Source organism: Roseibium polysiphoniae (assembly GCF_014842925.1).
Lineage (GTDB): Bacteria > Pseudomonadota > Alphaproteobacteria > Rhizobiales > Stappiaceae > Roseibium > Roseibium polysiphoniae.
Genome location: NZ_JACYXJ010000002.1, coordinates 241,424 through 267,407, shown reverse-complemented (window position 1 = coordinate 267,407; position 25,984 = coordinate 241,424). Strand labels below are relative to the sequence as shown.

The window sequence follows — 25,984 nt, the reverse complement described above, 5'->3', positions numbered from 1 at the left end:
GCCAATCTGCCCGCCGCGTTGACAAAGGCGAAACCGCTTTCGCCTACGGTCTTGAACAAGTGACCTTGAGGCTACAAGTTCGACCCATGCTAAAAATCGGCTCCTACAATATTCAAAAGGCTATTGGCGTGGACGCGCGCCGGCGTCCCGAGCGCACGCTCAAGGTGATCCAGGAAATGGACTGCGACGTCATTGCCCTTCAGGAAGCCGACAAGCGCTTCGGCCCGCGCGAGACCACCCTCGCCCGCGACTGGATCGCCGAACACACCGACTACAAGGTCGTGCCCTTTGCCATCAGGGATGCCAGCATCGGCTGGCACGGCAACGCCATCTTGGTGCGCAACACGGTCGAAATCCTCGACCACACGCGTCTGGAGCTGCCGACCCTTGAGCCGCGTGGCGCGGTCATGGCCGACATCAGGCTGAATGGCCAGACATTTCGGGTTGCCGCCATGCACCTGAGCGTTCTGGCCACCTACCGCAAACGCCAGATTGCCTCGCTGATGTCACAGCTTCACGCCCATGCCTTTGATCTGCCGACCGTTCTCGTGGGCGACTTGAATGAATGGTGGGACACGGCACAGAGCCTGAAGCTGTTCGACCCGCATTTCGAGGTGACGACCCCGGGCCGGAGTTTCCCCTCGCCCATGCCGCTCGCGAGCCTTGACCGCATCATCACCAGCCGCGAATTCACGGTTGAGCAAGCCGGCGTGCATCAGTCGCAAACGGCGCGCATTGCATCGGACCACCTGCCGGTCTGGGCCGAACTGACCCTCTCGCACTGACACTCTTTTCCTTTGCGCACGCCGCCGCTGATTCGACGGCTATTGGCCCTGTTGCTGGCTGAGAGGCCCATCGGGAGCGGCTGCTCGCGCCCAGTTCCTCCCGGTGGTGCCCGCCCTTCCGCCAGAGAACCGCTGGCTTTTCTTCGCAGGCAAAGCTGTTTGCTGCGAAGGGAGCGTAGACGGCCTTTCGCAGCGCTCATTTATGCGATATATTTTCTATCGAGAGATTATTTGGGAGATTTTAACAATCTATGCAGGATTTTGCGCAAAGCTTCTATCTTGCAGGACAGCTTCTGATCAGCGGTGATCCGGAGTTGGGGGAAGTCGTGGCCCTGTCGCTGCGCGTGACCGCATCGGCGCTTGCCATCTCCGCGCTCATCGGTCTGCCCCTCGGAGCTCTTCTTGCCGTCGCCCGTTTCCAGGGCCGGACCGCGCTGACAGTCCTTGCCAATGCGCTGATGGGACTGCCGCCTGTGGTCGTCGGCCTGACGGTCTACATGCTGCTGTCCAACGCCGGTCCGCTCGGTGTCCTGCAGCTGCTCTATACCCCAACAGCGATGATCATCGCCCAGAGCATCCTGATCACGCCGATCATCATCGCCCTGACGCGGCAGGTGATCGCCGATCTCAACGCGGAATACTCAGAGACCTTTCGCTCCCTCGTCGTCCCGGGCCACACCGCGATCATCGCTCTTCTCTGGGATGCCCGCTTCTCCATTCTGACGGTGTTGCTGGCTGGCTTCGGCCGGGCAATCGCCGAGGTCGGCGCCGTCATGATCGTTGGTGGCAACATCAATCATGTCACCCGGGTCATGACGACAGCGATTGCGCTTGAAACCTCCCGTGGCGAGCTTGCTCTGGCCCTTGCGCTCGGCATGGTGCTCCTTCTGATCGCGCTCAGCGTCAATGGTGCGGTCTCCCTGCTAAAGGGCGTCGACCGGAGCACGGCCCATGCCTGAGATCCTCAGCTTCCCGACGCGCACAGAGCACACGCCGAGCAAGGTGCCTTCCCCCATGCCGCTTTCCGTTCGCCACCTGGCGTTCCAGGCTGGGCACACATCGATCCTCAAGGGTGTTGACCTCGATTTGGAGACGGACGCCCTCACCGTCCTGATGGGCCCCAACGGTGCCGGCAAAAGCGTGCTGCTGCGGCTCTTGCATGGGCTCCTCGCGCCTTCCTTCGGCGAAGTGCGCTGGAACGGACTTCCGCTGGACAAGTCCCTGCGCCGCCAGCAGGCGCTGGTGTTTCAAAAGCCGGTGCTCTTGCGGCGGTCCGTCAGAGCGAACCTGAGTTTCGCGCTCGGCCTGCGTCCTGTGCCCAATCGCGCTGAAAAGCTGGCGCACGCTCTTGCCACCGCCGGCCTTGAGCATCTTTCCAAGCGTCAGGCCCGTGTCCTGTCAGGCGGCGAGCAACAGCGTCTCGCCCTTGCCCGGGCCCTGATTCTGGATCCCAAGGTGCTGATGCTGGACGAGCCCACCGCCAACCTCGACCCCGCCTCAACGCTCTTCATCGAACAGGCCATCGCCAGCGCACGCCGGCGCGGTGTCAAGGTGATCCTCGTCACCCACGATCAGCACCAGGCCCGCCGCCTTGGCGAGGAAGTCGTGTTTCTTCACGACGGCAAGATCACCGAACACAGCGATGCAGAGAGCTTCTTCGACAGTCCCAAATCCGCGGCCGCCAGAGCCTATCTCTCCGGCGACATTCTCGTTTGATCACTGATTTCAAAAAAACACCTTGAAGGGAGACCCCAAGAATGACGTTCCTCAAGTCCATGATTGCAGGTGCACTGGCGTTCGGCCTGGCCGCTGGAGCCAACGTGATGGGCGCGGCGGCAGACGAGTTCATCGTGGTGCAGTCGACAACCTCGACGCAGAATTCCGGCCTTCTCGACGAGATCCTGCCGAAGTTCCAGGACAAGACCGGCATTGAAGTGCGCGTTGTCGCCGTCGGAACCGGACAGGCCCTGAAAAACGCGGCTAATGGTGACGGCGACGTGCTTCTGGTTCACGCCAAGCCGTCCGAGGAAAAATTCATCGCGGACGGCAACGGCGTCGAGCGCTTCGACGTCATGTACAATGACTTCGTGATTGTCGGCCCCAAGAACGACCCGGCCGGCATCAAGGGCATGACGGACGCGCCGGCGGCCATGGCCAAGATCGCCAGCAGCGGCGCGCTCTTTGCCTCGCGCGGCGACGACAGCGGCACCCACAAGAAGGAAAAGGCGCTCTGGAAGATGGCAAGCGTCAATCCGGACGAGGCCTCCGGCACCTGGTACCGGGAAACCGGCTCGGGCATGGGCGCAACCCTCAACGCCGCTGCCGGCATGGGCGCCTACACCATGTCGGACCGCGCCACCTGGCTGGCGTTCCAGAACAAGGCCGACCTCGCCGTCCTGACGCAGGGCGACGACCGTCTGTTCAACCAATATGGCGTTATCCTGGTGAACCCGGAGAAACATCCTTCGGTCAAGGCAGAGGCCGGGCAGACCTTCATCGATTGGCTCACCGGCCCTGAAGGTCAGAAGGGAATCGCATCCTTCCAGGTCAATGGCGAACAGTTGTTCTTCCCTAACGCAACCTCGAGCGTCTCCAATTGATCTGATCACAAATCAGTCGACCCAAAAAAGAAACGGCGCCCTCAGCAGGCGCCGTTTTTCATTTGGGAAGCCTGTTTTCCAGCCCCGAGCAGGCCCTCATCAGAGGATCGCGGCCATGAGGAAAAACAAGATGCCGGACAGCATGGCTGAAGCTGGAACCGTGACCATCCAGGCGGCGAGCGTTGTCATGAAATGGGCCCGGCGCAGGAGCTTTCTTCGCGCCTGTTCCTCCCGGTTTCGCACGGGCCGCACTCTCTTGGCCTTGCCGCCCTCTCCCTCGTTCAAAAAGTCCAGCCGGCGCTCAGACCGCTCCGTGTACCATTCGCGGAAAAAGCCGACACCGAAGACTGCGCCGACGGTGATATGCGTCGAGCTGACCGGCAGGCCGAGTCCAGAGGCAATGATCACGGTGGTCGCCGCCGACAGCGCAACACAATAGGCGCGCATCGGGTTCAACTTGGTGATCTGCCGTCCGACCATGTTGATGAGCCTCGGGCCGAACAGCAGAAGGCCGAAGGAAATCCCCAGCGCGCCGACAGCCATCACCCAAAGGGGAATGGCGACGCTCTCGGCCACATCGCCGAACTCGGCGGTATGAACGATGGCCGCCAGAGGACCGACGGCATTGGCCACGTCATTGGCGCCATGCGCGAAGGACAGCAGCGCGGCCGAACACACCAGCGGGATAGCAAAGAGCTTGCGCAGAGACTGGTTCCGGTTTTCCAGGCCCTGGGACTGACGCGCGATCAGCGGCCGGGTGACCATCCATGCAAGCACGGCAACCACACCACCTGCCACCAAGGCGGTAGAAAGCTCGATCGTGACGACATGGCTGACGCCCTTTACCGCCAGATAGGCGGCAAACGTTCCGGCCATGACGGCAATCAGGACCGGCACCCAGCGGCGGGCTGCCGCGATCTTGTCGTCCTGATAGACGATGAAAGCCTTGATGAACCAAAGGAAAAACGCTGCAACCAAGCCGCCAACGAGCGGTGAAAAGACCCAGCTCATCGCAATACCGCTCAACATGAGCCAGTTGACCGACGAGAACCCCGAAGCGGCAATGCCGGCGCCCATGACCCCGCCAACGATTGCATGGGTCGTTGATACGGGCGCACCGAACCATGTTGCCATATTGATCCAGAGCGCAGCAGACACGAGCGCTGCCATCATCGCTGCCGTGAAGATGCGTGTGTCGGCCACAGCTGCCGGATCAATGATGCCCATGGAAATGGTGTCCACGACATCTCCGCCGGCCAGAAGCGCTCCAGCGCTCTCGAAGATCGCTGCAATCACCAGGGCCGTGGTCAGGGACATCGCCTTGGCGCCAACCGCAGGCCCCACGTTGTTGGCCACATCGTTGGCACCGATGTTGAGCGCCATATAGGCACCGATCGCAGACGCGGCAACGATGACACCGCCGCTCGGCGCTCCAAGCACATAGGCACCCGCCACAATACCGCACAGGACAATGAACAGCAGGCCAGCTCCTGGCGCCATCAGGCCACGGCCGAGGCTGGTCGTAGCCTCTTCCATGTAGCTGATTTTATCCAGATCCTTGTCCAGTGTCGGCTTTTTGTACCTGCTCATGTTTGGTTTTCGTTCCAGTATATCCAGCTGGACGACGTCTCACCCGCCGAGCAGCATAAAAGCGCGCTCATGGCGATAAACGATCTTTGCAAAAGGTCAAATACTAAGCCGGCGTAAGCTTGTCTAATTCCGCAAGTTCGCTCTTGAATTGACCCAGAAGCTGGCTCAATCCCGGCTCGTCCGCCGCCTCGATGGCATCGTCGATGGAAAGCCAGCTCAATTCCCGTTGACCAAGCTCCGGAAAGCTGTCGAGTTGCCGCTCCACCCTGATGGGATAGACCGCCACATCGGTCCGGATCTTGAGGCCGCCATTGTGCCCCTTGTAGGACGGAAAGCTGCCGAAGGCCGTCTTTGCGACCTTGCCGATAATCCCAGCCTCTTCATAGGCTTCGATCTCCGCCGTCTTGTGCGCCCGGCGTTTCATGATCGGCCAGCCCTTGGGAAGGATCCATCTGCGCGACGAACGCGAGGTAACCAGAAGAACCTCGATCTTTCCCTTGCGCACGCGATAGCATAGCGCGGCGATCTGCAAGCGTGCAGGTCGCCGAAACAGGCTTTTCAGATCGCGAAGGATTGGCCTTGCAGCCACAGAGGAAAAATCGATTGAGGACATGTGTTTCGTAGTTGGAATCAGGATTGAGCGGACTTTTAGCTGATATAGGGTCACCAAGTCCAGAACAAAGCGCACAAAGTGCACTTATTTGAAAATCAGCATGAATCTCGCAACTAGGAAGTGCGTGTTACAACAATGTGATCGGCCGACCAGCCGCCAGGCCAGACCTCGCCGCCGCCTGCGCGCAAGGCCCGCACGGTGCCAACCGGCACTTTGGCGATGAGGAAGGGCTCTTCTGCCGCCATGCCATCGGTCGCAGAAATCGCACCGGCCACACCCGTGAAGCCAAGCTCTTCCTCGCAGGGAACAAAGAGCGAGGCCCCTGACACATTGGTTTCCATCTGGGTGGTGCCAGGCGTTCGGCCAACGGTGCCGCAGACGGCAACGCTCGTCATCAGCTCGACCGCCCGCGCCTTGGCGCAGTCGAACACCCGGTGATAGCCGGAAAGCATTTCGGTCATGGACGGCACCAGCAAAAGATCCAGATTCTCCTTCGCCAGGAGACAGGAGAGCGCCGGCATTTCGACATCGAGACAGATCAGGATCGCCATCTTCAGACCGTCGAGCTCGAACGTCAGTAGCTCGCGTCCGCCCTGCAGTTGCCAGGTCTCCGGATCCATTTCGCCCGGCGTAAGCGACAGCTTGTCCTGCCGGATCTCCCGGCCATCCGGGGTCAGCAGGATTGCAGTGTTGGTCAACCCTCCCTCAGCTGGAACAGGCATGGAGCCGGCCAGCAACGAGATCCCATGCGCCTGCGGCAAGGGGCGCAGCAGCTCAACCACCTGCGCGCCGACCTCGGCGAGAAACGCCATCTCCTCAGTTGGTTTCAGCCTGGCGGGCTTGAACGCAAGGCACGCCTCGATCGCATATTCCGGCAGAACCAGAAGCTTTGCACCGGCGGCCTTCGCCTCCAGGAGCCGTGCCTCGACATGATCGGCAAATGCTTGCGGATGTGCGGGCGAAAACCCGAGATTCGTCGCCCAAAGGGCAAGGCAATAGTCAGTCATTGAGGCATCAGACCCGAAAACGTGAAAAAGCAGGCTCGAATGGCCTGCTCGAAATCATGACGATTTTAACGTGAGTGGTAAAGGCAGGTAACTGCCTCAATTCAGAGCGCTTTCAGCTCAAGCCGCTGCGGATTATCCAGAACCCGACAAGCGAAATCAGTGATACCAGAAAGCCGAATTGCACGATCGACAGGATGCCGGTTGACGGCAGGCTTTCCACCTTTGCGCTGTCGCGCACCTCATAGAGGCTATCAAGCGCCCGATCGGTTGATTGGTCGATCTCGCGAAACAGTTCTTTCAGCTCATCCTGAGCAAACATGGCCAGCCCCCGGCGATTCCTTCACCTGCAGGACACTAGGGCTGTGACACTTTCCAATTGGTTAAGATCGATTAATCATAAAATCGGCTCAAACGCGGACCTTTTGCGGATCCGCGACGTCAATTATCCGAAGCTGCACCTTCGGCGAGCCTTGCCATGTGTCGATGGAAAGCGTTCCCACCACATGCAGGTTCCGACCCCGGCTGTTCAGGAGCATCTGGCCATGCGGCTTGTCTTCCGCCTTGAAGCTGATTGCCTTCAATGCAGTGCCATCCGGTGATGAGATGCTGGCCCGTACATGTCCCTTGCCGACGACGTCGGCGAAGGACACCCGGTGCGCGGGAAAGGCAAACACAGGCTCCGAATGCCCGGCGCCGTAAGGACCTGCTTTTTCAAGAAGTTCCATGAGTTCAAGCGTCGCTCCCCCGGCCGTCAGGGCCGCATCGACCTTAAGGTCACGCAGGGACGCTGCGACCTCGACATCGGCGCTCAAACGCTCCTTGAAGAAGGCATTCAGATCATCGGTCTTGTCACGCAGAACGGTAAGCCCGGCCGCCATGGCATGACCACCGCCCTTTTCCAGAAGCCCGAGGTCAACCGCCTCGCGAACGGCCTTGCCCAGATCGACACCCTGGATCGAACGTCCCGAGCCAGTGCCCTTTCCGTCCTTGTCATAGGCAATGGCAAAGGCCGGGCGCCGATGGGCATCCTTCAGGCGTGAGGCGATCAGGCCGACGATGCCGGGATGCCAGTCGTCGGATCCGGTCAAGAGCACCGCCGGGTCATGCTGTCCCATGGCGATAACAGCCTGGGCTCCGGCCTGCTCCAGCATGACCGCTTCCATGGCCTGCCGGTCAGCGTTCAGCTGATCCAGCTTTTCCGCGATGGCGCGCGCCTCGGACGGATCATCACAGGTCAGGAGCCTCGCGCCGAGCGCCGCGTCGCCGATACGTCCTCCGGCATTGATCCGCGGCCCAAGCAGAAACCCCAGATGATAGGAGGCAGGTTTGCCGGCCACGCGGGCAACATCTGCAAGAGAGGCAATCCCGGGATTGAGACGCTTGTGCATGACGCCAAGGCCACGGGTTACATAGGCCCGGTTCAGCCCCTGGAGCGGCACCACATCGCAGACCGTGCCAAGCGCCACCAGGTCCAGCAGGGCCATGAGGTCTGGCGCCTGGCCACTGTTGAAGGCACCACGGCTGCGCAATTCCCGGTTCAGACCGACGAGAAACAGAAAGGTCACGCCCACAGCCGCCAGATGCCCCTGGCCCGATAAGTCATCCTGCCGGTTCGGATTGACCAGCGCCTCGACAGCCGGCAGTGTTTCACCGACCTGGTGATGATCGATCACCACGACGTCAAGCCCGACCTTGCGGGCAACTTCAAACGCCTCGAACGACGTGCTGCCGCAATCAACGGTGATCAGAAGCTCGGCACCGCCCTGTCGAAGGGCCTCGATAGCAGGTCCATTTGGCCCGTAGCCTTCGATGATCCGATCCGGAATGTGAATGACCGGGTCAAGGCCCACCCAGCGCAGGTATTTCGCCAGAACCGCCGACGAGGTTGCGCCGTCCACGTCGTAATCGCCAAAGATCGCGATCCGGGTGCCCTTCTCGACCGCATCCGCCACGCGGATGACGGCCTCATCCATCGCCACCAGGCGCGAAGGATCGGGCATGAGCGTCTTGAGCGACGGGCTGAGAAAGTCCTCGGCCTGCTCTGGCGCAACGCCGCGGGCCGCCATGACCCGCGCCAAGACGTCGGGCAACCCGTTTCGCTGGGAAATGGTCATGGCATTGAGCGCCTCGGACGCGCTCAGCCGGTCGCGCCACGCGTTGTCATTGGCCGACCGTGCGACGCCCAGAACAAGGCGGCCCGCACCGCTGTCTTCGGTCGGGCCGCTCATTGCGTCATCCTGCCTGCCGGGTCGAGATGCCCCAACATGATCATGTCATTCCTCAGTCGAGGTGGAACTTTTCCAACTGGTGGTGCTGCGCCTTGATGTAGCGAACCGTGCCGGTGGACGAGCGCATCACAACCGTGTGCGTGCTGATGTGGTTGCGGCCGAAGCGAACACCCTGCAGCATGTTGCCATCGGTTACGCCCGTTGCGGCGAACAGAACATCCGGACCGGCCATTTCCTCAAGCGTGTACTTTTTCTTGATGTCTTCGATGCCCATGCGATGGGCACGTTCGACCTGCTCGTCGCGGGTGATCACGAGGCGGGACTGCATCTGTCCGCCGATGCAGCGCAGAGCCGCAGCTGCCAGAACACCTTCCGGCGCGCCGCCGATACCGACGTAGAGGTCGATGCCGGTTTCTTCCGTATCAGTCGTGTGAATGACCCCGGCAACGTCACCGTCGCCGATCAGGCGGATGGCTGCACCAGTTGCACGAATGTCTTCGATCAGACGGGCATGGCGCGGGCGATCGAGCACACAGGCTGTCACCTCGTTGATGCTGACGCCCTTTTCCTTGGCGACGGCGGCCAGGTTTTCAGCGATCGGCGCATCCAGATCGATCAGACCAGCCGGATAGCCCGGGCCGATGGCGATCTTGTCCATGTAGCTGTCCGGCGCGTTCAGAAGATCACCTTCCGGCGCCATGGCGATAACGGCCAGCGAGTTCGGCAGATTTTTGGCGCAGATCGTGGTGCCTTCAAGCGGGTCGAGAGCGATGTCCACTTTCGGGCCGCTCTTGGTTCCGACATTCTCGCCGATATAAAGCATCGGAGCTTCGTCGCGTTCCCCCTCGCCGATCACCACTGTGCCGTCGATCGGCAGGCGGTTGAGTTCGCGGCGCATGGCATCAACCGCCGCCTGGTCGGCGGCCATTTCGTCGCCGTGCCCGCGCAGGCGTGCAGCCGATACGGCAGCGCGCTCGGCGACGCGCGCCAGCTCCAGGGTCAGGATGCGGTCCAGACCACTTTTGGCGGAAACGTCAGACTTCGACATAAAGCTCTCCAATCTCTCCCAGCCCGTCGCCCGCGCCCCTAGCGCAAGCGGCCAGCCAATATGTCAGGATAATTTCTCGATACGGATCATTTGCGGCGCTCCGGAAACAACACCCTTGGACGCAATCGCGTCAAGGGCCTGCCGAACCGCAACTTCCGTGGTTTCATAAGTGATCAGTATGACAGGTTGAGGTTCAGCCTGCGCGCCCGTCTCCGGAACGCCGGTGCCCACTGCCTTGCGGCGCTGAACGATCGACTCCAGCGAAATGCCGCCGTCCGCCATGCATTTGGCGATCTCGGCGAAGGCGCCAGGGCGGTCGACGACGGAAAAACGAATATAATAGCCACCCTCATGCAGGCGCATGCGGGCCCGGGTGTAATCATCAAGATCCGCTGCCGGCATGCCCAGAACCGGTGTCTGGTCGCCGCGCGCGACATCGGCGATATCGGCCACGACGGAAGACGCCGTGGCATTGCCGCCTGCGCCAGGCCCGACCAGAACAACCTCACCAACAAAATCGCCATCAACCGCAACGGCATTCAAGACACCATCAATCCGCGCAATCGCCGAGGATTTCGGCACCATTGTCGGGTGGACGCGCTGCTCGATACCGGTATCCGTGCGCTGTGCAACGCCCAGAAGCTTGATCCGGTAACCGAGTTCATCGGCAGCCTGAATGTCGGCGGTCGTGATGGAGGTAATACCCTCCATATAGATATCATCGGCGGAGATCTTCGTGCCGAAGGCAAGGCTCGTCAGGATCGCAAGTTTGTGGGCGGTATCATTGCCTTCGATGTCGAAGGTCGGATCCGCTTCTGCATAACCAAGGCGCTGCGCATCAGCCAGGCAGTCCTCGAAGGAAATGCCCTCTGCTTCCATACGGGTCAGGATGTAATTGCAGGTGCCGTTCAAGATGCCATAGACCCGCGACACATCGTTTCCGGACATGCTTTCGCGCAAGGTCTTGACGATCGGGATCCCGCCCGCAACGGCCGCTTCGTAGTTTAGAGAGACCTTGCTGGCTTCGGCGATCTGGGCAAGTTCAACGCCATGTTTGGCCAAAAGCGCCTTGTTGGCAGTGACCACATGCTTGCCAGCGGCAAGCGCCGCGCGCACGCTGTTTTCGGCGGGACCGTTGTCGCCGCCGATCAACTCAACGAAGACATCGATTTCGTCGCTCTTGGCCATTTCGACGGGATCGGTAAACCAGCTGAGACCCGTCAGATCGATACCGCGATCGCGGTTCGGGTCGCGGGCGCAAACAGCGCTGATCGTGACGGCGCGACCAGCTTTGCGGGCCATCGCGTCTCCATGCTTGGCGAGGAGATTGACAACAGAAGCCCCGACGGTTCCAAGGCCGGCAATCCCAAGTCTCAAGGCATTAGCCATATGAAGTGAATTCCAGTTGTTCGTGATCAGCGAGAAGCCCCGAGCGGGACCACGTTGTGCAGTGTTTCGTCTGCGGTTTCAAGGAACCGGCGGATATTCCGGCCGGCCTGGCGCAGACGCTGTTCGTTTTCAACAAGACCAATGCGAACATAGTCGTCGCCGTATTCGCCAAAGCCCAGCCCAGGTGCAACGGCCACCTCAGCTTTCTCAAGCAACAGCTTGGAAAATTCAAGACTGCCGAGCGGCCTGAATTTCTCCGGGATCGGCGCCCAAGCGAACATGCTCGCTTCCGGCGCAGGGATCTCCCACCCTGCGCGGCCGAAGGCATCGACCACCACGTCGCGCCGCTTCTTGTAGATTTCGCGGGTCTCGACGATGCAGTCTTCAGCGCCGTTGAGCGCGGCGGTCGCTGCCACCTGGATCGGCGTGAATGCGCCGTAATCCAGATAGGACTTCACCCGCGCCAGCGCCGCAATCAGCCGTTCATTGCCAACCGCAAACCCCATACGCCAGCCGGGCATGGAGAAGGTCTTCGACAGCGATGTGAATTCAGCCGTCACCTCCATCGCGCCATTGACCTGAAGCACGGACGGCGGCGGCGTGTCGCCGAAGTAGATTTCCGAATAGGCCAGGTCCGACAGGATGAAGATGTCGTGCTTGCGCGCGAAGGCCACCACATCCTTGTAGAACTCGATATCAGCGCAATAGGCCGTCGGATTGGCCGGGTAGCAAAGGATCACGGCGAGCGGCTTGGGCACCGAATGAATGACCGCACGCTCAAGCGCATGAAAGAACTGAGGTCCAGGCTCTGCAGGGATCGAGCGGATTGCAGCACCCGCCATGAGGAACCCGAAGGTGTGGATCGGATAGGAAGGGTTCGGCGACAGCACCACATCGCCCGGCGCGGTGATCGCCTGTGCCATATTGGCAAAGCCCTCCTTCGACCCAAGCGTTGCAACAACCTGAGTGTCCGGGTTCAGCTTCACGCCAAAGCGTCGGCCGTAGTAGGCCGCCTGAGCCTTTCGCAGTCCCTGAATGCCCTTGGAGGCCGAATAGCGATGGCTGCGCGGGTCCTGCACGACCTCGGTCAGCTTGTCGACGATATGCTTCGGAGTAGGCAAATCCGGATTGCCCATACCCAGATCGATGATGTCGGCTCCCGCCGCTCGCGCCTTTGCCTTGAGACGGTTCACCTCTTCGAACACATATGGCGGAAGCCGTCGTGTCTTGTGAAATTCCTCCATGGCGCGGGTCCTTGCGATCATCCTCAGGTCAAAGCTTTTCGAGGCCGGGGCGTCAGCCCTGCCGGCCAGCAGCGACCTTTTAACAGTACCGTTTCATTTCCGCACCCGTCTTTGGGCCTATAGACAGCTAATTTTCAAGATCGCTCTCGGTCTCGATCTCCAGAAGCGCGCTTTGCCCATGGGTCTCATGCAGCTTCTGGAGCTCGGCTGCCGACATCTGGGTGGTGCTCTTTCCCGTCTGCCGGGCCGCGATCAGCGCGGACAGGTAAGCCCGCGTTTTCTCGCGCTCTGTCTCGTCAAGAAGCCCTACACCACCCGCTGCCGGCTGTTCTTCTGCCTGCGAGGCGGCCGGATCCACGGCAGCTGCATCATAGGTGGATGTCATCTGCGCGGCTGTCGCAAGATCCGCCGAACTGGCAGCGGCCACAGCGGGATCCTGAGCTGTTTCGAGAGCCTCGAAGAGGGACATATCCGGCCCCATTGCGCATCCGGCCAATGCTGGGAAGAGACAAAATGCCAGAAACAAGTGGCCAACATGAAAGCGCAAACAATTCAATCCTTTGGGAAGGAAAACTCGACGCATGGTTTCTAGCAAGACAGGACGCCAGCTGCAAAGCCTCCTTTTTGCGCAATTGCACAAAGAAGAGAAAAATCGGCCTGTTGAGCCGTTTAACAGAGGACCATTGCGAATTCCCGTTCGACGCCGCTGCGGAAGATATGTCATAAATTACTGATATTGCCGGGATACGCCGCGCAACGAGACAAAAGCGAAGATTGATCAATCGCAATGACGAAAAGCCGGAAAACCGGCCATTGCGTTTGCTGGGGGAGATCGCACGACAAATCCGGACCAGATCCGAACGTGCGATGATGAAAGCCGGAGGAAACTGTCCAAATGTCCGACGACCGCCAGCATCCCATGCTGCAGTATATCATCAACAATCCGGAAGCTTTCGCCAACAACCTCGCCAAGACACTTGAGAACGCCGGAAAGGCGCTCGCGGCCTATCTCGAACCAAGGGAAAAGGGCGAAGTAAAACAGGACGGCGCCGACGAACTGACCAATGTCATCAAGACCCTGGCGCAGGTCGGGGAATATTGGGCGTCGGACCCTCAGCGCGCGGTGGAAGCACAGTCCCGATTGATGACCGGATATATCGACCTCTGGAATTCGTCCCTGAAGCGCATGATGGGCGAAAGCTCCCTGCCCGCAGCTCAGGCAGAGCCCCGCGACAAGCGCTTCGCCGATCCGGACTGGAACGACAACCAGTTCTTCGACTTTATCAAGCAGCTTTATCTGATCACCAGCAAATGGGCAGAAGACCTGGTGCTCGATGCAAGCGGGCTCGATGAGCACACACGGCACAAGGCGGAGTTCTACGTCACCCAGATCTCCAACGCCCTGTCGCCCTCGAACTTTCTTATGACCAATCCCGAACTGCTGCGCCTGACCCTGGAAAGCAACGGCGAGAACCTGGTCAAGGGCATGCAGCATCTGGTCGAGGACATCAAGGAAGGGCACGGCGCGGTCAAGATCCGCATGACGGACACGTCCAAATTCGCCCTTGGCAAGAACCTTGGCCTGACGCCGGGCAAGGTCGTGGCGGAGAATGACGTCTGTCAGGTGCTTCAATATGAGCCGACCACGACGGAGGTGCTGAAGCGCCCGCTGCTGATCGTCCCGCCCTGGATCAACAAGTTCTACATCCTTGATCTGACGCCTGAAAAATCCTTCATCAAGTGGGCCGTCGACCAGGGCCATACTGTCTTCGTCATTTCCTGGGTCAACCCCGACGAGCGGCAGGCTCAAAAGAGCTTTGAGCACTATATGAAGGAAGGCATCCTGAATTCGCTCGATGTCATCAAGCGCGCGACCCGTCAGCAGGAGGTCAATGCGATCGGCTATTGCGTCGGCGGCACACTCCTGTCGGTGACGCTGGCCTATATGGCGGCCCGGGGCGACGAGCGGATCAAGACCGCGACCTTTTTCACCACCCAGGTGGATTTCACCTATGCAGGCGATCTCAAGGTCTTCGTTGATGAAGAACAGATCGCCATGCTGGAAAAGAAGATGGCCGAGCACGGCTATCTGGACGGGTCGAAAATGGCCTCCGCCTTCAACATGCTGCGGTCGAACGATCTCATCTGGTCCTACGTCGTCAACAATTACCTGAAGGGCAAGGATCCCTTCCCCTTCGACCTGCTGTACTGGAACTCCGATTCCACCCGCATGCCGGCGGCAAACCACTCCTTCTACCTGCGCAATTGCTACCTGGAAAACAACCTCGCAAAGGGGCGGATGGAAATGGACGGTGAGCGTCTGGATCTGTCGAAGGTCAAGGTCCCGATCTACAATCTGGCCACCCGCGAGGATCATATTGCGCCGCCCCGCTCCGTCTTTCTGGGGTCGGGCTGTTTCGGCGGCCCGGTCGACTATGTTCTCTCCGGCTCGGGACACATTGCAGGTGTGGTCAATCCGCCGAGCCGCAACAAGTACCAGTTCTGGACCGGTGGAAAACCGGAAGGCCAGCTTGAAGACTGGCTCAAAAAGGCAGAAGAACACCCCGGCTCCTGGTGGCCCCACTGGGATGCCTGGATCCGCTCACAGGATGCGACCCTTGCCAAGGCGCGCAAGCCAGGTGCCTATCGCATGAAGATCCTTGGCGATGCTCCGGGGTCCTATGTGACAATGAAAGCGTGATGGGGAAAGCGTGATGGGGAAAGCCTGTTTGCGAAGGCGTTCTCATGAGTGCCAAACCAGCAAATTCTAATTGGCACGCACCAGCTGCCGCAGGGTTTTTAAGGCATCTCCGGCTTTGCGCTTTGTTTGCAGGCAGATTTTGAGATAGCATCTCGGGATGATGATAAAGGTAGTGTTGCGTGCAGTTGCGTAGCGTCAAAGACGGGAAACCATGAGCCAAGCGCAGAAAATCCAGCGTCCGCGCCCTATGCCTTCGCCCATGCCGGCAGGTCAGCTCAAGGCCTTGGGAATGGACCCGAAGGTGTGGCAGCGCCATGCCTCGCCGTGGAGTGTCTACACCCGCATGGCGACCTTGCCGCTTCTGGTTCTCGCGATCTGGAGCCACGCCTGGTATGGCGCGAGCTTTGCGGTGACCGCGACCTTTGCCGTGATGGTCTGGCTCTGGCTCAACCCGCGGATCTTTCCCGCTCCGAAATCGACCGAGAGCTGGGCGTCGAAAGCAACTTTTGGTGAACGCATCTGGCTCAACCGGATGTCGGTGCCGATCCCAGAGAGCGAAGCGAAAACGGCCCTTGTTCTTTCTTTGGTCGCCGGCATTGGCTTCATGGCCGCGATCTATGGCGCCTATGCCAACGACCTCCTGATCGCCGTCCCCGGCGTGATTGTCACCTACGCCGGCAAACTGACCTTCCTGAACCGGATGGTTCTGCTCTATGAGCGCATGCGCAACGCCCACCCGCTCTACAGGTTCTGGTCAGTCATTCCAGAAAATGACAACACCAAACAGGCCAAATCCGCCTGAGGTTTAGCCCCCTCACGGACCATCAGTCGTTCGCGGCTTCTTCCCGCGCTTCAATCCGGCTTTCCGCGAGCAGACCGAAGTAGTGCTGCGCGACAGTCGCGCCGGCGATAGAAGTCACGTCGGCATGGTCATAGGCCGGAGCCACTTCCACCACATCGCCGCCGACAAAATCCAGATCGCCGAGACGGCGCAGGATCATGAGCGCTTCCCGGCTCGAGAGGCCGCCTGCCACAGGCGTTCCAGTTCCCGGCGCGAAAGCCGGATCCAGGCAGTCGATGTCGAAGGTCATATAGGCCTTTGCATCCCCCACCCGGTCGGTAATCAACTCGACGACTCCATTGACGCCGAGCAGCTCAACCTCCTCGCCGGAGAGAATTTCGAGCCCGCAGGTTTCCGGCGCATGGGTCCGGATGCCGATCTGGATCGACTTTTGCGGATCAATCAGGCCATCACGTACAGCCCGGCCAACAAAGGTGCCGTGGTCGATCCGGTCGCCCTGATCGTCCCATGTGTCCTGATGCGCATCGAACTGGACCAGCGCCAGGGGACCGTGTTTGGCCACATGAGCTTTCAGCAGAGGATAGGTGACGAAATGATCGCCGCCGATGGAGAAGAGATGCACATCCTGATCGAGGATCTCGCGAGCCTGCGCCTCGATACAGCCTGGAATATCCGCGTTCTTTCCGTAGTCAAAAGAACAGTCGCCATAATCGACCACCGCCAGTTCCTCGAAAGGGTCGGCGTTGAAGGGGTATTGCGGATCGCCATCAAAGATAGCCGACGCACGCCGGACCCCTTGTGGACCGAAGCGCGCGCCGGGACGGTTTGAGACCGACGCATCAAAGGGAATGCCCCAGACCGCCGCGTCCACTCCAGTCAGATCCCGCGTGTAGCGCCGCCGCATGAAGCTGAGGACCCCGCCATAGGTCGGCTCATGCGAGCCACCCTTGAGGGAAGCACCGAAAACGGCATTGTCGGTCGGGCGGGGAAGCTCTTTGGTCAATTTTAATTGCCTCTTAGCGCCGTTTCCACCGGCGTGATTCTAGATTCGAGAATATTACCCAATTTAGGCCGAAGCACATCGGAAATCGCACTGGCAACCAGCTTCGCCCCGTCTCTGGAAAGATGATCATCATCGTAGTAAAAAACTTTGCCACCTATGGCATTCAGACAACGGCCAGGGACCTCACGACAAAAGACATCACGAAGATTAACACGCAACAAGTTGGGATGATCCAAAGCATCCAACATGGCAATTGCTTCTTGATTACGCTCTAAATAGACCTCTTCGGAGACTGAGAGCATCTGCGGTCCGGAACGATAAATTCGTTGTTTCAGATATCTGTCCGGGACCGTCCAACCAGCCTCAGGTATCGGATAAACAACCGCGACAGTCTTGCCCATCGCGAGGAATTTCTCGATCCCCTTGCGGATGGTACCAAGTACTCTGCCAGACTTTGTCGCAAAAGCATCAGCCGCAACAGCTTGTTCCGTAAACAAGATCGGGTCGACATCGAAACGTTCCTGGCCACCCTCGCCGTTATTGAAAGGCTGATCATCGGCGTAGAGTCCATACCTCAGAGAAAAGACAATCACCGAGGCCCCGCTCTTTTCGACATATTCATGAATGTGTTCACTTGCCGTTTCACAATCAGCTCTTTGCCGCCGGATACCCAAGACTGATGGACAGGCTGTCGTGGTCACCTCGAATGTGTTGAGCCCAAACTCTCCCAACTGTTCCATGACGTCATACGCAATTGCATCCGCATGACTATCCCCTAAAACCAACACGTCGACCGGTTTATCAGCTTGATGGATGCATTCTCTGTTTGGCAGCTCTGGGATCCTCATGGCGCCAGCCGCATTCACAAAATACCGGCAATCACGACTTATCGGATTCCGATCTTCACGCGCCAGATCGATCTGCTCAATGTCCGGATCAAATCTGCCCGGCAACCCCTTCAAGCTGACGATCGTGCCTCCTACCAGCAGAAGCACCACCAGTGAACTCGCCGAGATGACCAGAAACCGGCCCCGCGTTTCATCGTCAAACTCCTGCCGAACTCGGAAGGGTCTTTCAACAAACCGCCAACTCAGCCACCCCATCGGAAATGCAAGAAACGCCAGGGCCAGCATCAGCCACTGTGCTGGTTCATCAATCGACCGCAAACGGGCGAAGGCCAATAAGGGTTGATGCCATAGATAGAGGCTGTAGCTGATCAGGCCGATACCAACCAAAGGCCCAGATGCGAGAAGTCGACCGGCCAGAGATCTTGATCTTGCAAACAGAACGACAAGAACTGCACCTCCAACTGGCAGGAGCGCATAGAGCGAAGGAAACGGTGTCCCAGAATCAAAAAGTATGAATGAGACAAAGATCGCACTGAGACCCAGTCCTGCAAGAAGTCCATTCTCTTTGACGCGCCCATAGGCAAGCCAGAAGCTACACAAAGATCCGGCCAAGAGTTCCCATGCGCGCGTTGGCAGCAGATAGAAATTCGCCCAAGTCCGATAGCGCCAACCATATTCTGTCAAAAGCAAACTCACGACAGCGCCGACAGCAATTATCCAGAAAACACGGCTTGCTCCCATTCTCCAGGCAAAAGCCAGCAACACCGGGAACAGGATGTAATACTGCTCCTCAACCGCAAGGCTCCAAGTATGCAGTAGCGGGTTTTGTTCCGAACTAACATCGAAGTAACCGCTTTCCCTCCAAAATAAGATATTGGAAGCAAACAGCGCAACGGACGCCGCAGCTTTCCCAAAAGACAGCAATTGCAGAGGGGACATCCAGGCCAAAGCAAAGGGAATGCAGGCACAGATCATCACGATTAGCGCAGGTAAGATCCTCCGCGCACGCCGCTCGTAGAAGCGGAGTAACGAGAACCTGCCCTGCTGCAGATCGGAAATCAGAATGGAGGTGATCAGGTATCCGGAGATGACAAAAAACACGTCAACGCCAATAAAACCACCACTAAACAGCTCAACGCCCGCATGAAAAAATACAACAGGCACCACGGCAAAAGCCCGCAGCCCATCGATTTCTGCCCGATATTTCATTTTTTAGAAATGCCCCCGAAAATATACAACCTAAACGATAGATCAACTCAGCCGGGCCATATAGCTAATCTCAAATTTACTATTAATTTTAAGGAGTTCGATCGCCGACGATCTGCCACCCACAAGCCTCTAAGTGCTCCCTTTGACAGCGAAGGCCACCCTCCCCACCAAGAGCGCCCCAAGGCCCAGGATCAGGAGAATTCCGCCGCTGGTCAGGAAAACCGTGCCATAGCCGAAGGCGGCAATCAGCGGCGTGGCGACCAGCGGTGAGACAAATTGGCCGATAAACCCGCCCGTCGTCAGCATCCCGGAGGCAGCGCCGCGGCGATCTGCCGGGACGAGCTGAAGCAAGAGCCCCGTAAAGGCCGGCGTCAAAATCGCGTATCCGACGCCGATCAGAACGGCTCCCAAAAGCAGAAACGGCAATCCGGCGTCTACGGACAGAGTGCCAAAACCGGCGCCCATCGCCAGGTATCCGAGTGCAAAAAGGCCGGCCACGCCAAGCGACCTCTTCAGGCTGGCAGTCGCCAGTGCCGCCAAAGCGCCGGCGAGCGTCAATGCGGCCATCGCGCCCCCAGTAACCGACGCACTGTCGTAGCCACGTGAGACCACGAAAAACGGCAGCTGCGTCGGCATCTGAAAAAAGACACCGACGGTCAGCATCATGAACCCGGACAAGGCCAGCGCAGGCAAAAACCAGCCCTCATTGAGAGAAGCCATCATGCCCGCCTGTGGCATCGCCGCTTCGCCTTGTTCGTCCGCCATGCGGAAGGCGATCCAAATGACCGGAGCGTATAAGAGCGCAATTGTAAAAATGGCGAAGGGAAGCTGAGGATCAAATCCGGCAAACACCCCGCCAAGGCTCACAAATATCATGCCACCAAAATTGCGCGCGGAGATCTGCCAGCCCATCATCTTCGCGCGGGCCTCGCCTTCAAAACAGTCCCCGATCAGGGCAATCTGGGATGTCATGATCATCGCCACGCCAATCCCCAGGACAAAGCGGCTCGCAAGGATGAGCGACAAACTGGGCAGATAGAGGCCTGCGGTCCCTGCGATTGCGATGAGAAGCGTACCGAGCAGAAGCATACGGGACTTGCCGGTCCGGTCGGCGAGATACCCGATCACCGGCGCCGACAGCACCACAACGAGCGACGGTGCGGGGACAAGGAGCCGTGTCATCAACGCGGCATGAGGTTCGTGGCCAAAACGCGCCTCGAGACCGGCCAGGGCCGGGCTGATTGTCGGAACGGCCATGATCACCAGCGTGCCTGCCAGAAGCAAACTGATGGTGCGCAGGTCCCTCAAAAGCGTGGCGGAAGAAGTATCCGACGGATGGGCGGATGGGGAAAACGACACAGCTCTACCTCTTGCGTTTTGAAAAGTTGAGCGTAGGGTACAAGTTCAAGTCAACTTGAGGTCAAGTGATGAAATTGCTCGATATTGCAGAAGTCTCCAGACAGACCGGCGTGGCAGCGTCGACGCTGCGCTACTACGAGGAACAGGGCCTGATTGAATCCATGGGCCGGCGCGGTCTGAAGCGCCTGTTCGAGCCGAACATCGCGCTGAAGCTGTCCTTCATTTCGCTCGGCAAGGCCGCTGGTTTCTCACTGGAAGACATCAAGGGCATGATCGGGGCGAACGGCCAACCGAAGATCTCGCGCGACAAGCTGTTCGAACGGGTGGCGGAACTTGACGATCAGATCAAGCGCCTGCAAAAGCTGCGCGAAGCCGTCAAGCACGTGGCCGAATGCCCGCACCCCTCCCACATGGACTGCGGCAAGTTTCAAAAGTTGCTCCAAATCGGTGCCCGGCGTCGCCCCGCAAGGGCCGGAAAACCGAGCGCACCCGGCCGCTCAAGTGATAAACCGTAGGACCTTGCCCTCGCCGCCAAGGTCGTTTAAACGGCGCGGGTTTGCCATGTGGCAGCCTCTTTACTCTCCCGCCAAAAGGGTCACGACGTGGACAACAAGACCGAAAAGCTGCTGCGCGGACGCCTTCTGTCCTTCAAATCCTCACCCACCGGCCCAAACGACACATCTGCCTATACTTATGAGGAAGACGGCGCGCTTCTGATTCGTGACGGCAAGATCATTGCAAACGGAATCTATGCCGAGGTCCTCACTGCCGCCTCCCCAACGGCGCAGGAGGTCGATCACCGCCCCCACCTTCTGTTGCCCGGTCTGATCGACACGCACATCCATTTTCCGCAAGCACAGGTGATTGCCTCCTGGGCGGATCAGCTGCTCGACTGGCTGAATGACTACACCTTTCCAGCTGAACAGAAGTTCGCTGACAAGGTCCATGGCGCCCGCATTGCGAAGGGCTTCTACGACGCCCTTCTGGCGAATGGAACGACGACGGCAGTCGCCTATTGCTCCAGCCACCCCAATTCGGTCGACGCCTATTTCGAAGAAGCGGAACACCGCGGCATGCTGATGGTTGGCGGCAAGACCATGATGGACCGCAATGCACCCGACGCGCTCTGCGACACGGCACAATCCTCCTATGACGAGAGCAAGGCCCTGCTGCAAAAGTGGCATGGCCGCGGGCGCACGCACTATGCCGTCACCCCGCGCTTCGCCATCACCTCCACTCCGGCCCAGCTTGAGGCTGCCGGCGCGCTGCTCAAGGAACATCCGGGCTGCCATCTGCAGACCCACATCAACGAGAACCACAACGAGATCGCGCTGACCAGGGAGCTCTATCCGGAAGCAGCCGACTATCTCGGGATTTATGAGGATTTCGGCCTTCTTGGGCCCAAGACGCTGCTCGGTCACTGCATTCACATGAATGAACGCGAGCTCGGCGTGATGAAGGACACGGGTTCCGTCGCCGTCTTCTGCCCGACGTCAAACCTGTTTCTGGGCAGTGGTCTGTTCGACAAGGCACGTCTGGAGGGGGCCGGCATCCGCACGGCAATTGCGACAGATGTCGGCGGCGGCACCAACTATTCCATGCTGCGCACGCTCGATGAAGGCTACAAGGTTCTGCAGCTGCAACGCCAGCGCCGGCATCCGCTCGAAACCTTCTACTGGGCGACAAAAGGCAACGCCGACGCACTGTCCCTGTCCGACCGCATCGGGACGCTCGAAGCCGGCACCGATGCCGATGTTATCGTCCTTGATGCAGGCGCGACACAGCCGATGGCGCTACGAATGGAAACGGTCGAGACTCTGTCAGAAGAACTCTTCCTGCTGCAGACCCTGGGCGATGATCGCAGCGTGGTCGAGACCTACGTGGCGGGAGAGCCGCGAAAAGGCGCCTAGGCCTTCAACCGCGCTAGATTTCGCTCAAAACAAGCGCCATAACCCCAAACACAAAGCCCCAAAAACAAAAACCCGCCGGATCGCTCCGGCGGGGTCTTCGAATTTTGAAACCAGTTGCTTCCAGCGATTAGCGCTTGGAGAACTGGAAGCTCTTGCGGGCTTTCGCGCGGCCGAACTTCTTACGTTCAACAACACGGCTATCGCGGGTCAGGAAGCCGCCCTTTTTCAGGGAAGCGCGCAGATCCGGCTCATAATGGGTCAGAGCCTTCGAAATGCCGTGACGAACCGCACCAGCCTGGCCAGACAGGCCACCGCCGACAACAGTTGCGATGATGTCAAACTGGCTCAGGCGATCTGTCAGCATAAGCGGCTGACGCAGAACCATCTGAAGAACCGGACGAGCGAAATACTCGGCATATTCTTTCTTGTTGACGATGATCTTGCCTGTGCCCGGCTTGATCCAGACGCGTGCGATTGCGTTCTTACGCTTGCCAGTGGCATAGGCACGGCCCTGTGCGTCCAGCTTCTGAACGTATACAGGCGCTTCGGGAGCGGCGGTTTCGACAGCGCCACCCAGTTCTTCCAGGGATTGCAGCTCAGCCATCGTTAAGCCCTCTTGCCGTCGTTCTTGTCGTTGAGGCTCTTGACGTCGACCAGGGTCGGCGCCTGTGCTTCATGCGGATGCTCGGAACCGGCGTAAACGCGCAGGTTCTTCAGCTGCTTGTTGGACAGCGGACCGCCCGGCATCATGCGCTGCACTGCCTTTTCCAGGACGCGCTCGGGGAACTTGCCCTCGATGATGGCGCGCGCTGTGCGCTCCTTGATGCCGCCCGGGTGGCCTGTGTGCCAGTAGTACTTCTTGTTGTCGTACTTACGGCCGGTCAGAACCACTTTCTCGGCGTTGATCACGACAATGTTGTCGCCGGTGTCAACGTGAGGCGTGTAGGTCGGCAGATGCTTGCCGCGCAGATGGTTGGCGATGTAGGCAGCCAGACGGCCTACGACCATGCCTTCAGCGTCGATCAAGATCCACTTTTTCTCGACCTCAGCCGGCTTGGCAGAGAAGGTCTTCATGTGTTCGATCCATGATTTGGTCTTTAAACAAAAAGCCCGCCGCACTTCCCTTTTGGGAGGCCAGACGGACTTCACATTCGTCGAGGCAGCTTATACGCCAGCGAAAAACGCCGGTCAAGCACGTTTATTCAATCTATATCAAGAATAAAGCAACAAAAACAAAGACTTAAAAAAACGGTATTATATTACCGCAAAAATCCAGGCGTTATTGTATTTGACACGCCACCCGCTAAGGATGTGTGATATTAGGCATGATAATTCCGGTACCCGCATACTGCCCTACATGTTGTGAGATGTTTCCCTCGCCAGTGGCGCTGGGGAATGGAGCTTCTGTCACTTTTTCAAATGTAGGCGTTGGCCCGTGTCATAACGGTCATATGGGATACATCCCTGATGGTACGTATAGCCTCAAAGACGGAATTCTTCTGATTGCTAGCGGTAAGTTCGGAAGAAAATCCGACATTGAGACTATTTTCTGGCTCGCATTCAACGCATCGAAAAAAGGGCAAGATGAGCAAAAAAGTGCGTTGGCGGAAATTACTCCGCTACTCCCCGATGAATCACGGGCAGCCCTGCAAAATCTCGCTTCTAGCAATCCCCTCGTGGCTATTTTGGCGATCTTGTTCCTTGTAACCACCATCGCCAGCCAAGCGGGCGACGCATACAGGGCTTTTTTCCCAACTAGTCCAACGCCTAGTACGGTCATCAATAATTACAACACCACCATCATCAACGAAGCCGTACCAGCTGATGAAAGAAAAAACGGCGAAGCAAAGACGCTCAAAAGAGAACAAAAACGGCGATTGAGGCAGATGCGGAGAAAAAAAGAGAAACTGGAGAACAAGCAAAAAATATAAAAGAAAAATCATAATCGGCCAGATACCGACACAAATGTTTTTCGGAACACTGTTGATCAACACACCTTACGCCGGACTTGAAAACTCCGAAAAGCCCTAAACGAGTTGGTGCAATAACACGGCATTAAGATGATTCTTTAAGACGGCCAACGAACGCATTTGTAAGAGTGCAGCAGCATCCAATCGATGCGCGGCGATCGCATCACCTATGCATCGAAATGACGCTAGGATATATAATCCGCACTTTTGACAATAATTCCAGAGAGATAAGTACTGTTTTTCACTGATGCCGATTTACGGCAAATAAACGTATTTCCCGGACAATACGCGCAAAACAGTGCGTTGAGGGAACAGACTTTGAGCGTCGTGATCAGGGAGAACATTCTCAGACATGGGCTTTCGGCAGCGGCAGTGGTCGGGGCAATGCTTTTTATTGCATTGCTGCTTGCAGCGGCCGTCGAAGACCTGCTGCAATCCAAGATCACCACCTCGGTGCGTGCGAATGCACAGGCGCACGCGTTCAACTGGACAGACCGCTTTCTCAGCACGACCCCATCGGCCACGAGCATGATCGCGGAGGGTGCAGCCTCGGAAGAGGACATCCGCCGGATCAGCGATCCCATTCTTCTGGGCGGGATCCTGCACCTGCAGCTGTTCAACAAGGACGGCGTTCCGACCTTCGTGACGGGCAATTCAGACTTCGATCCGAGCCGTGCCCAGACGGAAAGCGCGCTGAAGGTGCTCGAGCATAAAACGCCAATCGTCGAACTCTTTCACATGGATCATGCGGATCATGAAGAGCTCGAAGAGTTGCCGGAGATCGCCAACCTGGATGCACACGATGCCCATGATGCGCATGAGGCCCACGGTGATCATGACGGGCATGAGAGCGAGGAGATCCCGCACGCCTTTGCCCAGGCCTTTCTGCCCGCCTATTCGCCCTCTGGCGAACTCCAGGGCGTGATCCAGGTCAACGTCGACGTGAGCCATCTCATGGAATCGCTCGAGATGACCTTCCACCAAGTTGGCCAGTATCTCATTTTCGGCACATTGCTCATCGTTCTCGTACCGGTAGCGGCTTTTTCCTTCCGCGCCTGGCAGGTGATGCGCGCAAACCGGCAGCAGCTGGAGCTGAACCGCTTCGACCGCTTGACCGGCATCTTGAACCGCAACGCGATAACGGATGTGCTCGATAGCCATTTCGGGCCGGGCAAAGATCCCGCAGGTCTTGGCATCCTCTTCATCGACGTGGACAATTTCAAACAGGTCAATGACCGGTTTGGCCATCAATGCGGCGATCAGGTTCTCAAACACACCGCCGCGGCGCTGAAGGCCAACCTGCCCGGCGACGGTCATGTGGTCGGACGCTACGGCGGAGACGAGTTCCTGGTGCTTTGCCCGCAGGCGTCCATGGACGATCTGCGCGCGGTCTACTCGCAAATGCGCGCGAGCGTGCGTCAGCCCATCGATTGCCACGGTACAGCGTTCGTCACCAGCCTCAGCATTGGGGCCTATGTGGCGCAATCCGAAGACACAAAACGCTGCGCCCTTCATGCGGCGGACCTGGCGGTCTATGAAGCCAAGCGCCGCGGCCGCGACCAGGCCGTGGAATATGAGCCGGAGCTCGGTGAAAAGGCGACGCATTTTTCCTGCCCGGACGAAAGGGCCGACGGCAAGACCTCGCTAGCCCCGGCGCCCGGCGCACCAGCCTGAGCGG

General features: G+C 58.7%; 24 protein-coding genes and 1 pseudogene. 10 read left to right on the top strand and 15 right to left on the bottom strand.

Going from position 1 to position 25,984, the window contains the following annotated elements:
• Positions 1 to 86 precede the first annotated feature (86 nt).
• The 4 genes from IG617_RS04965 to IG617_RS04950 all read left to right on the top strand — a co-directional run bounded on the left by IG617_RS04965 (position 87) and on the right by IG617_RS04950 (position 3,385).
• Positions 87 to 785 carry an endonuclease/exonuclease/phosphatase family protein gene (locus IG617_RS04965; protein WP_192107913.1) on the top strand — a complete coding sequence of 233 codons (699 nt, stop codon included), beginning with the start codon at positions 87 to 89 and terminating at the stop codon, positions 783 to 785.
• A 251-nt stretch (positions 786 to 1,036) separates the two neighbouring features.
• Entirely contained in the window at positions 1,037 to 1,744 is a 708-nt protein-coding gene (locus tag IG617_RS04960; RefSeq protein WP_192107911.1) for an ABC transporter permease, read from the top strand.
• Positions 1,737 to 2,501, top strand: coding sequence for an ATP-binding cassette domain-containing protein (locus tag IG617_RS04955; RefSeq protein ID WP_192107909.1), 765 nt, complete (start codon positions 1,737 to 1,739; stop codon positions 2,499 to 2,501). The genes IG617_RS04960 and IG617_RS04955 overlap by 8 nt, the downstream gene beginning before the upstream one ends.
• Before the next feature lie 41 nt (positions 2,502 to 2,542).
• The gene (locus tag IG617_RS04950; protein WP_192107907.1) at positions 2,543 to 3,385 is read left to right on the top strand and encodes an ABC transporter substrate-binding protein; all 843 of its coding nucleotides are present in this window, start codon (positions 2,543 to 2,545) and stop codon (positions 3,383 to 3,385) included.
• A 99-nt stretch (positions 3,386 to 3,484) separates the two neighbouring features.
• Here IG617_RS04950 and IG617_RS04945 read toward each other — a convergent pair whose 3' ends face one another.
• The 9 genes from IG617_RS04945 to IG617_RS04905 form a co-directional block, all read right to left on the bottom strand.
• Positions 3,485 to 4,975: an inorganic phosphate transporter gene (locus IG617_RS04945; RefSeq protein ID WP_192107905.1), complete on the bottom strand. Its 1,491-nt coding sequence runs from the start codon at positions 4,973 to 4,975 to the stop codon at positions 3,485 to 3,487.
• 103 nt (positions 4,976 to 5,078) lie between these two features.
• Entirely contained in the window at positions 5,079 to 5,588 is a 510-nt protein-coding gene (locus IG617_RS04940; protein ID WP_192107903.1) for an NUDIX hydrolase, read from the bottom strand.
• 113 nt (positions 5,589 to 5,701) lie between these two features.
• A complete protein-coding gene (locus tag IG617_RS04935; protein WP_192107901.1) occupies positions 5,702 to 6,595 on the bottom strand; it encodes a nitrilase-related carbon-nitrogen hydrolase in 894 nt (297 codons plus the stop codon).
• Positions 6,596 to 6,707: 112 nt separating this feature from the next.
• The gene (locus tag IG617_RS04930) at positions 6,708 to 6,914 is read right to left on the bottom strand and encodes a hypothetical protein (protein WP_192107899.1); all 207 of its coding nucleotides are present in this window, start codon (positions 6,912 to 6,914) and stop codon (positions 6,708 to 6,710) included.
• Positions 6,915 to 7,002: 88 nt separating this feature from the next.
• Positions 7,003 to 8,823 carry a single-stranded-DNA-specific exonuclease RecJ gene (gene recJ / locus IG617_RS04925; protein WP_192107897.1) on the bottom strand — a complete coding sequence of 607 codons (1,821 nt, stop codon included), beginning with the start codon at positions 8,821 to 8,823 and terminating at the stop codon, positions 7,003 to 7,005.
• A gap of 52 nt (positions 8,824 to 8,875) precedes the next feature.
• Positions 8,876 to 9,871 carry a class II fructose-bisphosphatase gene (gene glpX / locus IG617_RS04920; protein ID WP_153768792.1) on the bottom strand — a complete coding sequence of 332 codons (996 nt, stop codon included), beginning with the start codon at positions 9,869 to 9,871 and terminating at the stop codon, positions 8,876 to 8,878.
• A 63-nt stretch (positions 9,872 to 9,934) separates the two neighbouring features.
• The gene (locus tag IG617_RS04915) at positions 9,935 to 11,260 is read right to left on the bottom strand and encodes a homoserine dehydrogenase (RefSeq protein ID WP_192107895.1); all 1,326 of its coding nucleotides are present in this window, start codon (positions 11,258 to 11,260) and stop codon (positions 9,935 to 9,937) included.
• A 26-nt stretch (positions 11,261 to 11,286) separates the two neighbouring features.
• Positions 11,287 to 12,504, bottom strand: a complete 1,218-nt coding sequence (locus IG617_RS04910) for an LL-diaminopimelate aminotransferase (protein WP_192107893.1) — start codon at positions 12,502 to 12,504, stop codon at positions 11,287 to 11,289.
• Positions 12,505 to 12,631: 127 nt separating this feature from the next.
• Positions 12,632 to 12,973, bottom strand: coding sequence for a hypothetical protein (locus IG617_RS04905; RefSeq protein WP_192107891.1), 342 nt, complete (start codon positions 12,971 to 12,973; stop codon positions 12,632 to 12,634).
• Positions 12,974 to 13,399: 426 nt separating this feature from the next.
• Here IG617_RS04905 and IG617_RS04900 point away from each other — a divergent pair, with 426 nt between their 5' ends.
• Positions 13,400 to 15,205 carry a PHA/PHB synthase family protein gene (locus tag IG617_RS04900; RefSeq protein WP_192107889.1) on the top strand — a complete coding sequence of 602 codons (1,806 nt, stop codon included), beginning with the start codon at positions 13,400 to 13,402 and terminating at the stop codon, positions 15,203 to 15,205.
• 211 nt (positions 15,206 to 15,416) lie between these two features.
• Complete coding sequence (locus IG617_RS04895) at positions 15,417 to 16,007, top strand: DUF6653 family protein (RefSeq protein WP_192107887.1); 591 nt, start codon at positions 15,417 to 15,419, stop codon at positions 16,005 to 16,007.
• 22 nt (positions 16,008 to 16,029) lie between these two features.
• Here the strand turns inward: IG617_RS04895 and speB are convergent, their stop codons facing one another.
• The 3 genes from speB to IG617_RS04880 form a co-directional block, all read right to left on the bottom strand.
• Positions 16,030 to 17,010 (bottom strand): agmatinase, encoded by a 981-nt coding sequence (gene speB / locus IG617_RS04890; protein WP_192107885.1) that lies wholly within the window; start codon positions 17,008 to 17,010, stop codon positions 16,030 to 16,032.
• Positions 17,011 to 17,012: 2 nt separating this feature from the next.
• Positions 17,013 to 19,067, bottom strand: coding sequence for an acyltransferase family protein (locus IG617_RS04885; RefSeq protein ID WP_192107883.1), 2,055 nt, complete (start codon positions 19,065 to 19,067; stop codon positions 17,013 to 17,015).
• Positions 19,068 to 19,196: 129 nt separating this feature from the next.
• Positions 19,197 to 20,426, bottom strand: coding sequence for an MFS transporter (locus IG617_RS04880; RefSeq protein WP_209008273.1), 1,230 nt, complete (start codon positions 20,424 to 20,426; stop codon positions 19,197 to 19,199).
• A 68-nt stretch (positions 20,427 to 20,494) separates the two neighbouring features.
• Between IG617_RS04880 and IG617_RS04875 the strand changes: the two genes are divergently transcribed.
• Positions 20,495 to 20,941, top strand: coding sequence for a helix-turn-helix domain-containing protein (locus tag IG617_RS04875; protein WP_192107880.1), 447 nt, complete (start codon positions 20,495 to 20,497; stop codon positions 20,939 to 20,941).
• Between the two features lie 87 nt (positions 20,942 to 21,028).
• Entirely contained in the window at positions 21,029 to 22,336 is a 1,308-nt protein-coding gene (gene guaD, locus IG617_RS04870) for a guanine deaminase (RefSeq protein ID WP_192107878.1), read from the top strand.
• A gap of 127 nt (positions 22,337 to 22,463) precedes the next feature.
• Here the strand turns inward: guaD and rpsI are convergent, their stop codons facing one another.
• Positions 22,464 to 22,940 (bottom strand): 30S ribosomal protein S9, encoded by a 477-nt coding sequence (gene rpsI / locus IG617_RS04865; RefSeq protein WP_192107876.1) that lies wholly within the window; start codon positions 22,938 to 22,940, stop codon positions 22,464 to 22,466.
• A 2-nt stretch (positions 22,941 to 22,942) separates the two neighbouring features.
• On the bottom strand, positions 22,943 to 23,410 hold the full coding sequence (rplM, locus tag IG617_RS04860) for a 50S ribosomal protein L13 (protein ID WP_153768780.1): 468 nt from the start codon (positions 23,408 to 23,410) through the stop codon (positions 22,943 to 22,945).
• A gap of 293 nt (positions 23,411 to 23,703) precedes the next feature.
• On the opposite strand from rplM, the gene IG617_RS04855 reads away from it, so the two are divergent.
• Complete coding sequence (locus tag IG617_RS04855; protein ID WP_192107874.1) at positions 23,704 to 24,267, top strand: hypothetical protein; 564 nt, start codon at positions 23,704 to 23,706, stop codon at positions 24,265 to 24,267.
• Here IG617_RS04855 and IG617_RS21930 read toward each other — a convergent pair.
• A pseudogene (locus IG617_RS21930) lies at positions 24,266 to 24,358 on the bottom strand (IS1595 family transposase); the annotation flags it as partial. The gene IG617_RS04855 and the pseudogene IG617_RS21930 overlap by 2 nt on opposite strands.
• Before the next feature lie 275 nt (positions 24,359 to 24,633).
• Here IG617_RS21930 and IG617_RS04850 point away from each other — a divergent pair.
• Positions 24,634 to 25,980, top strand: coding sequence for a GGDEF domain-containing protein (locus tag IG617_RS04850; RefSeq protein WP_338109945.1), 1,347 nt, complete (start codon positions 24,634 to 24,636; stop codon positions 25,978 to 25,980).
• Positions 25,981 to 25,984: the final 4 nt, after the last annotated feature.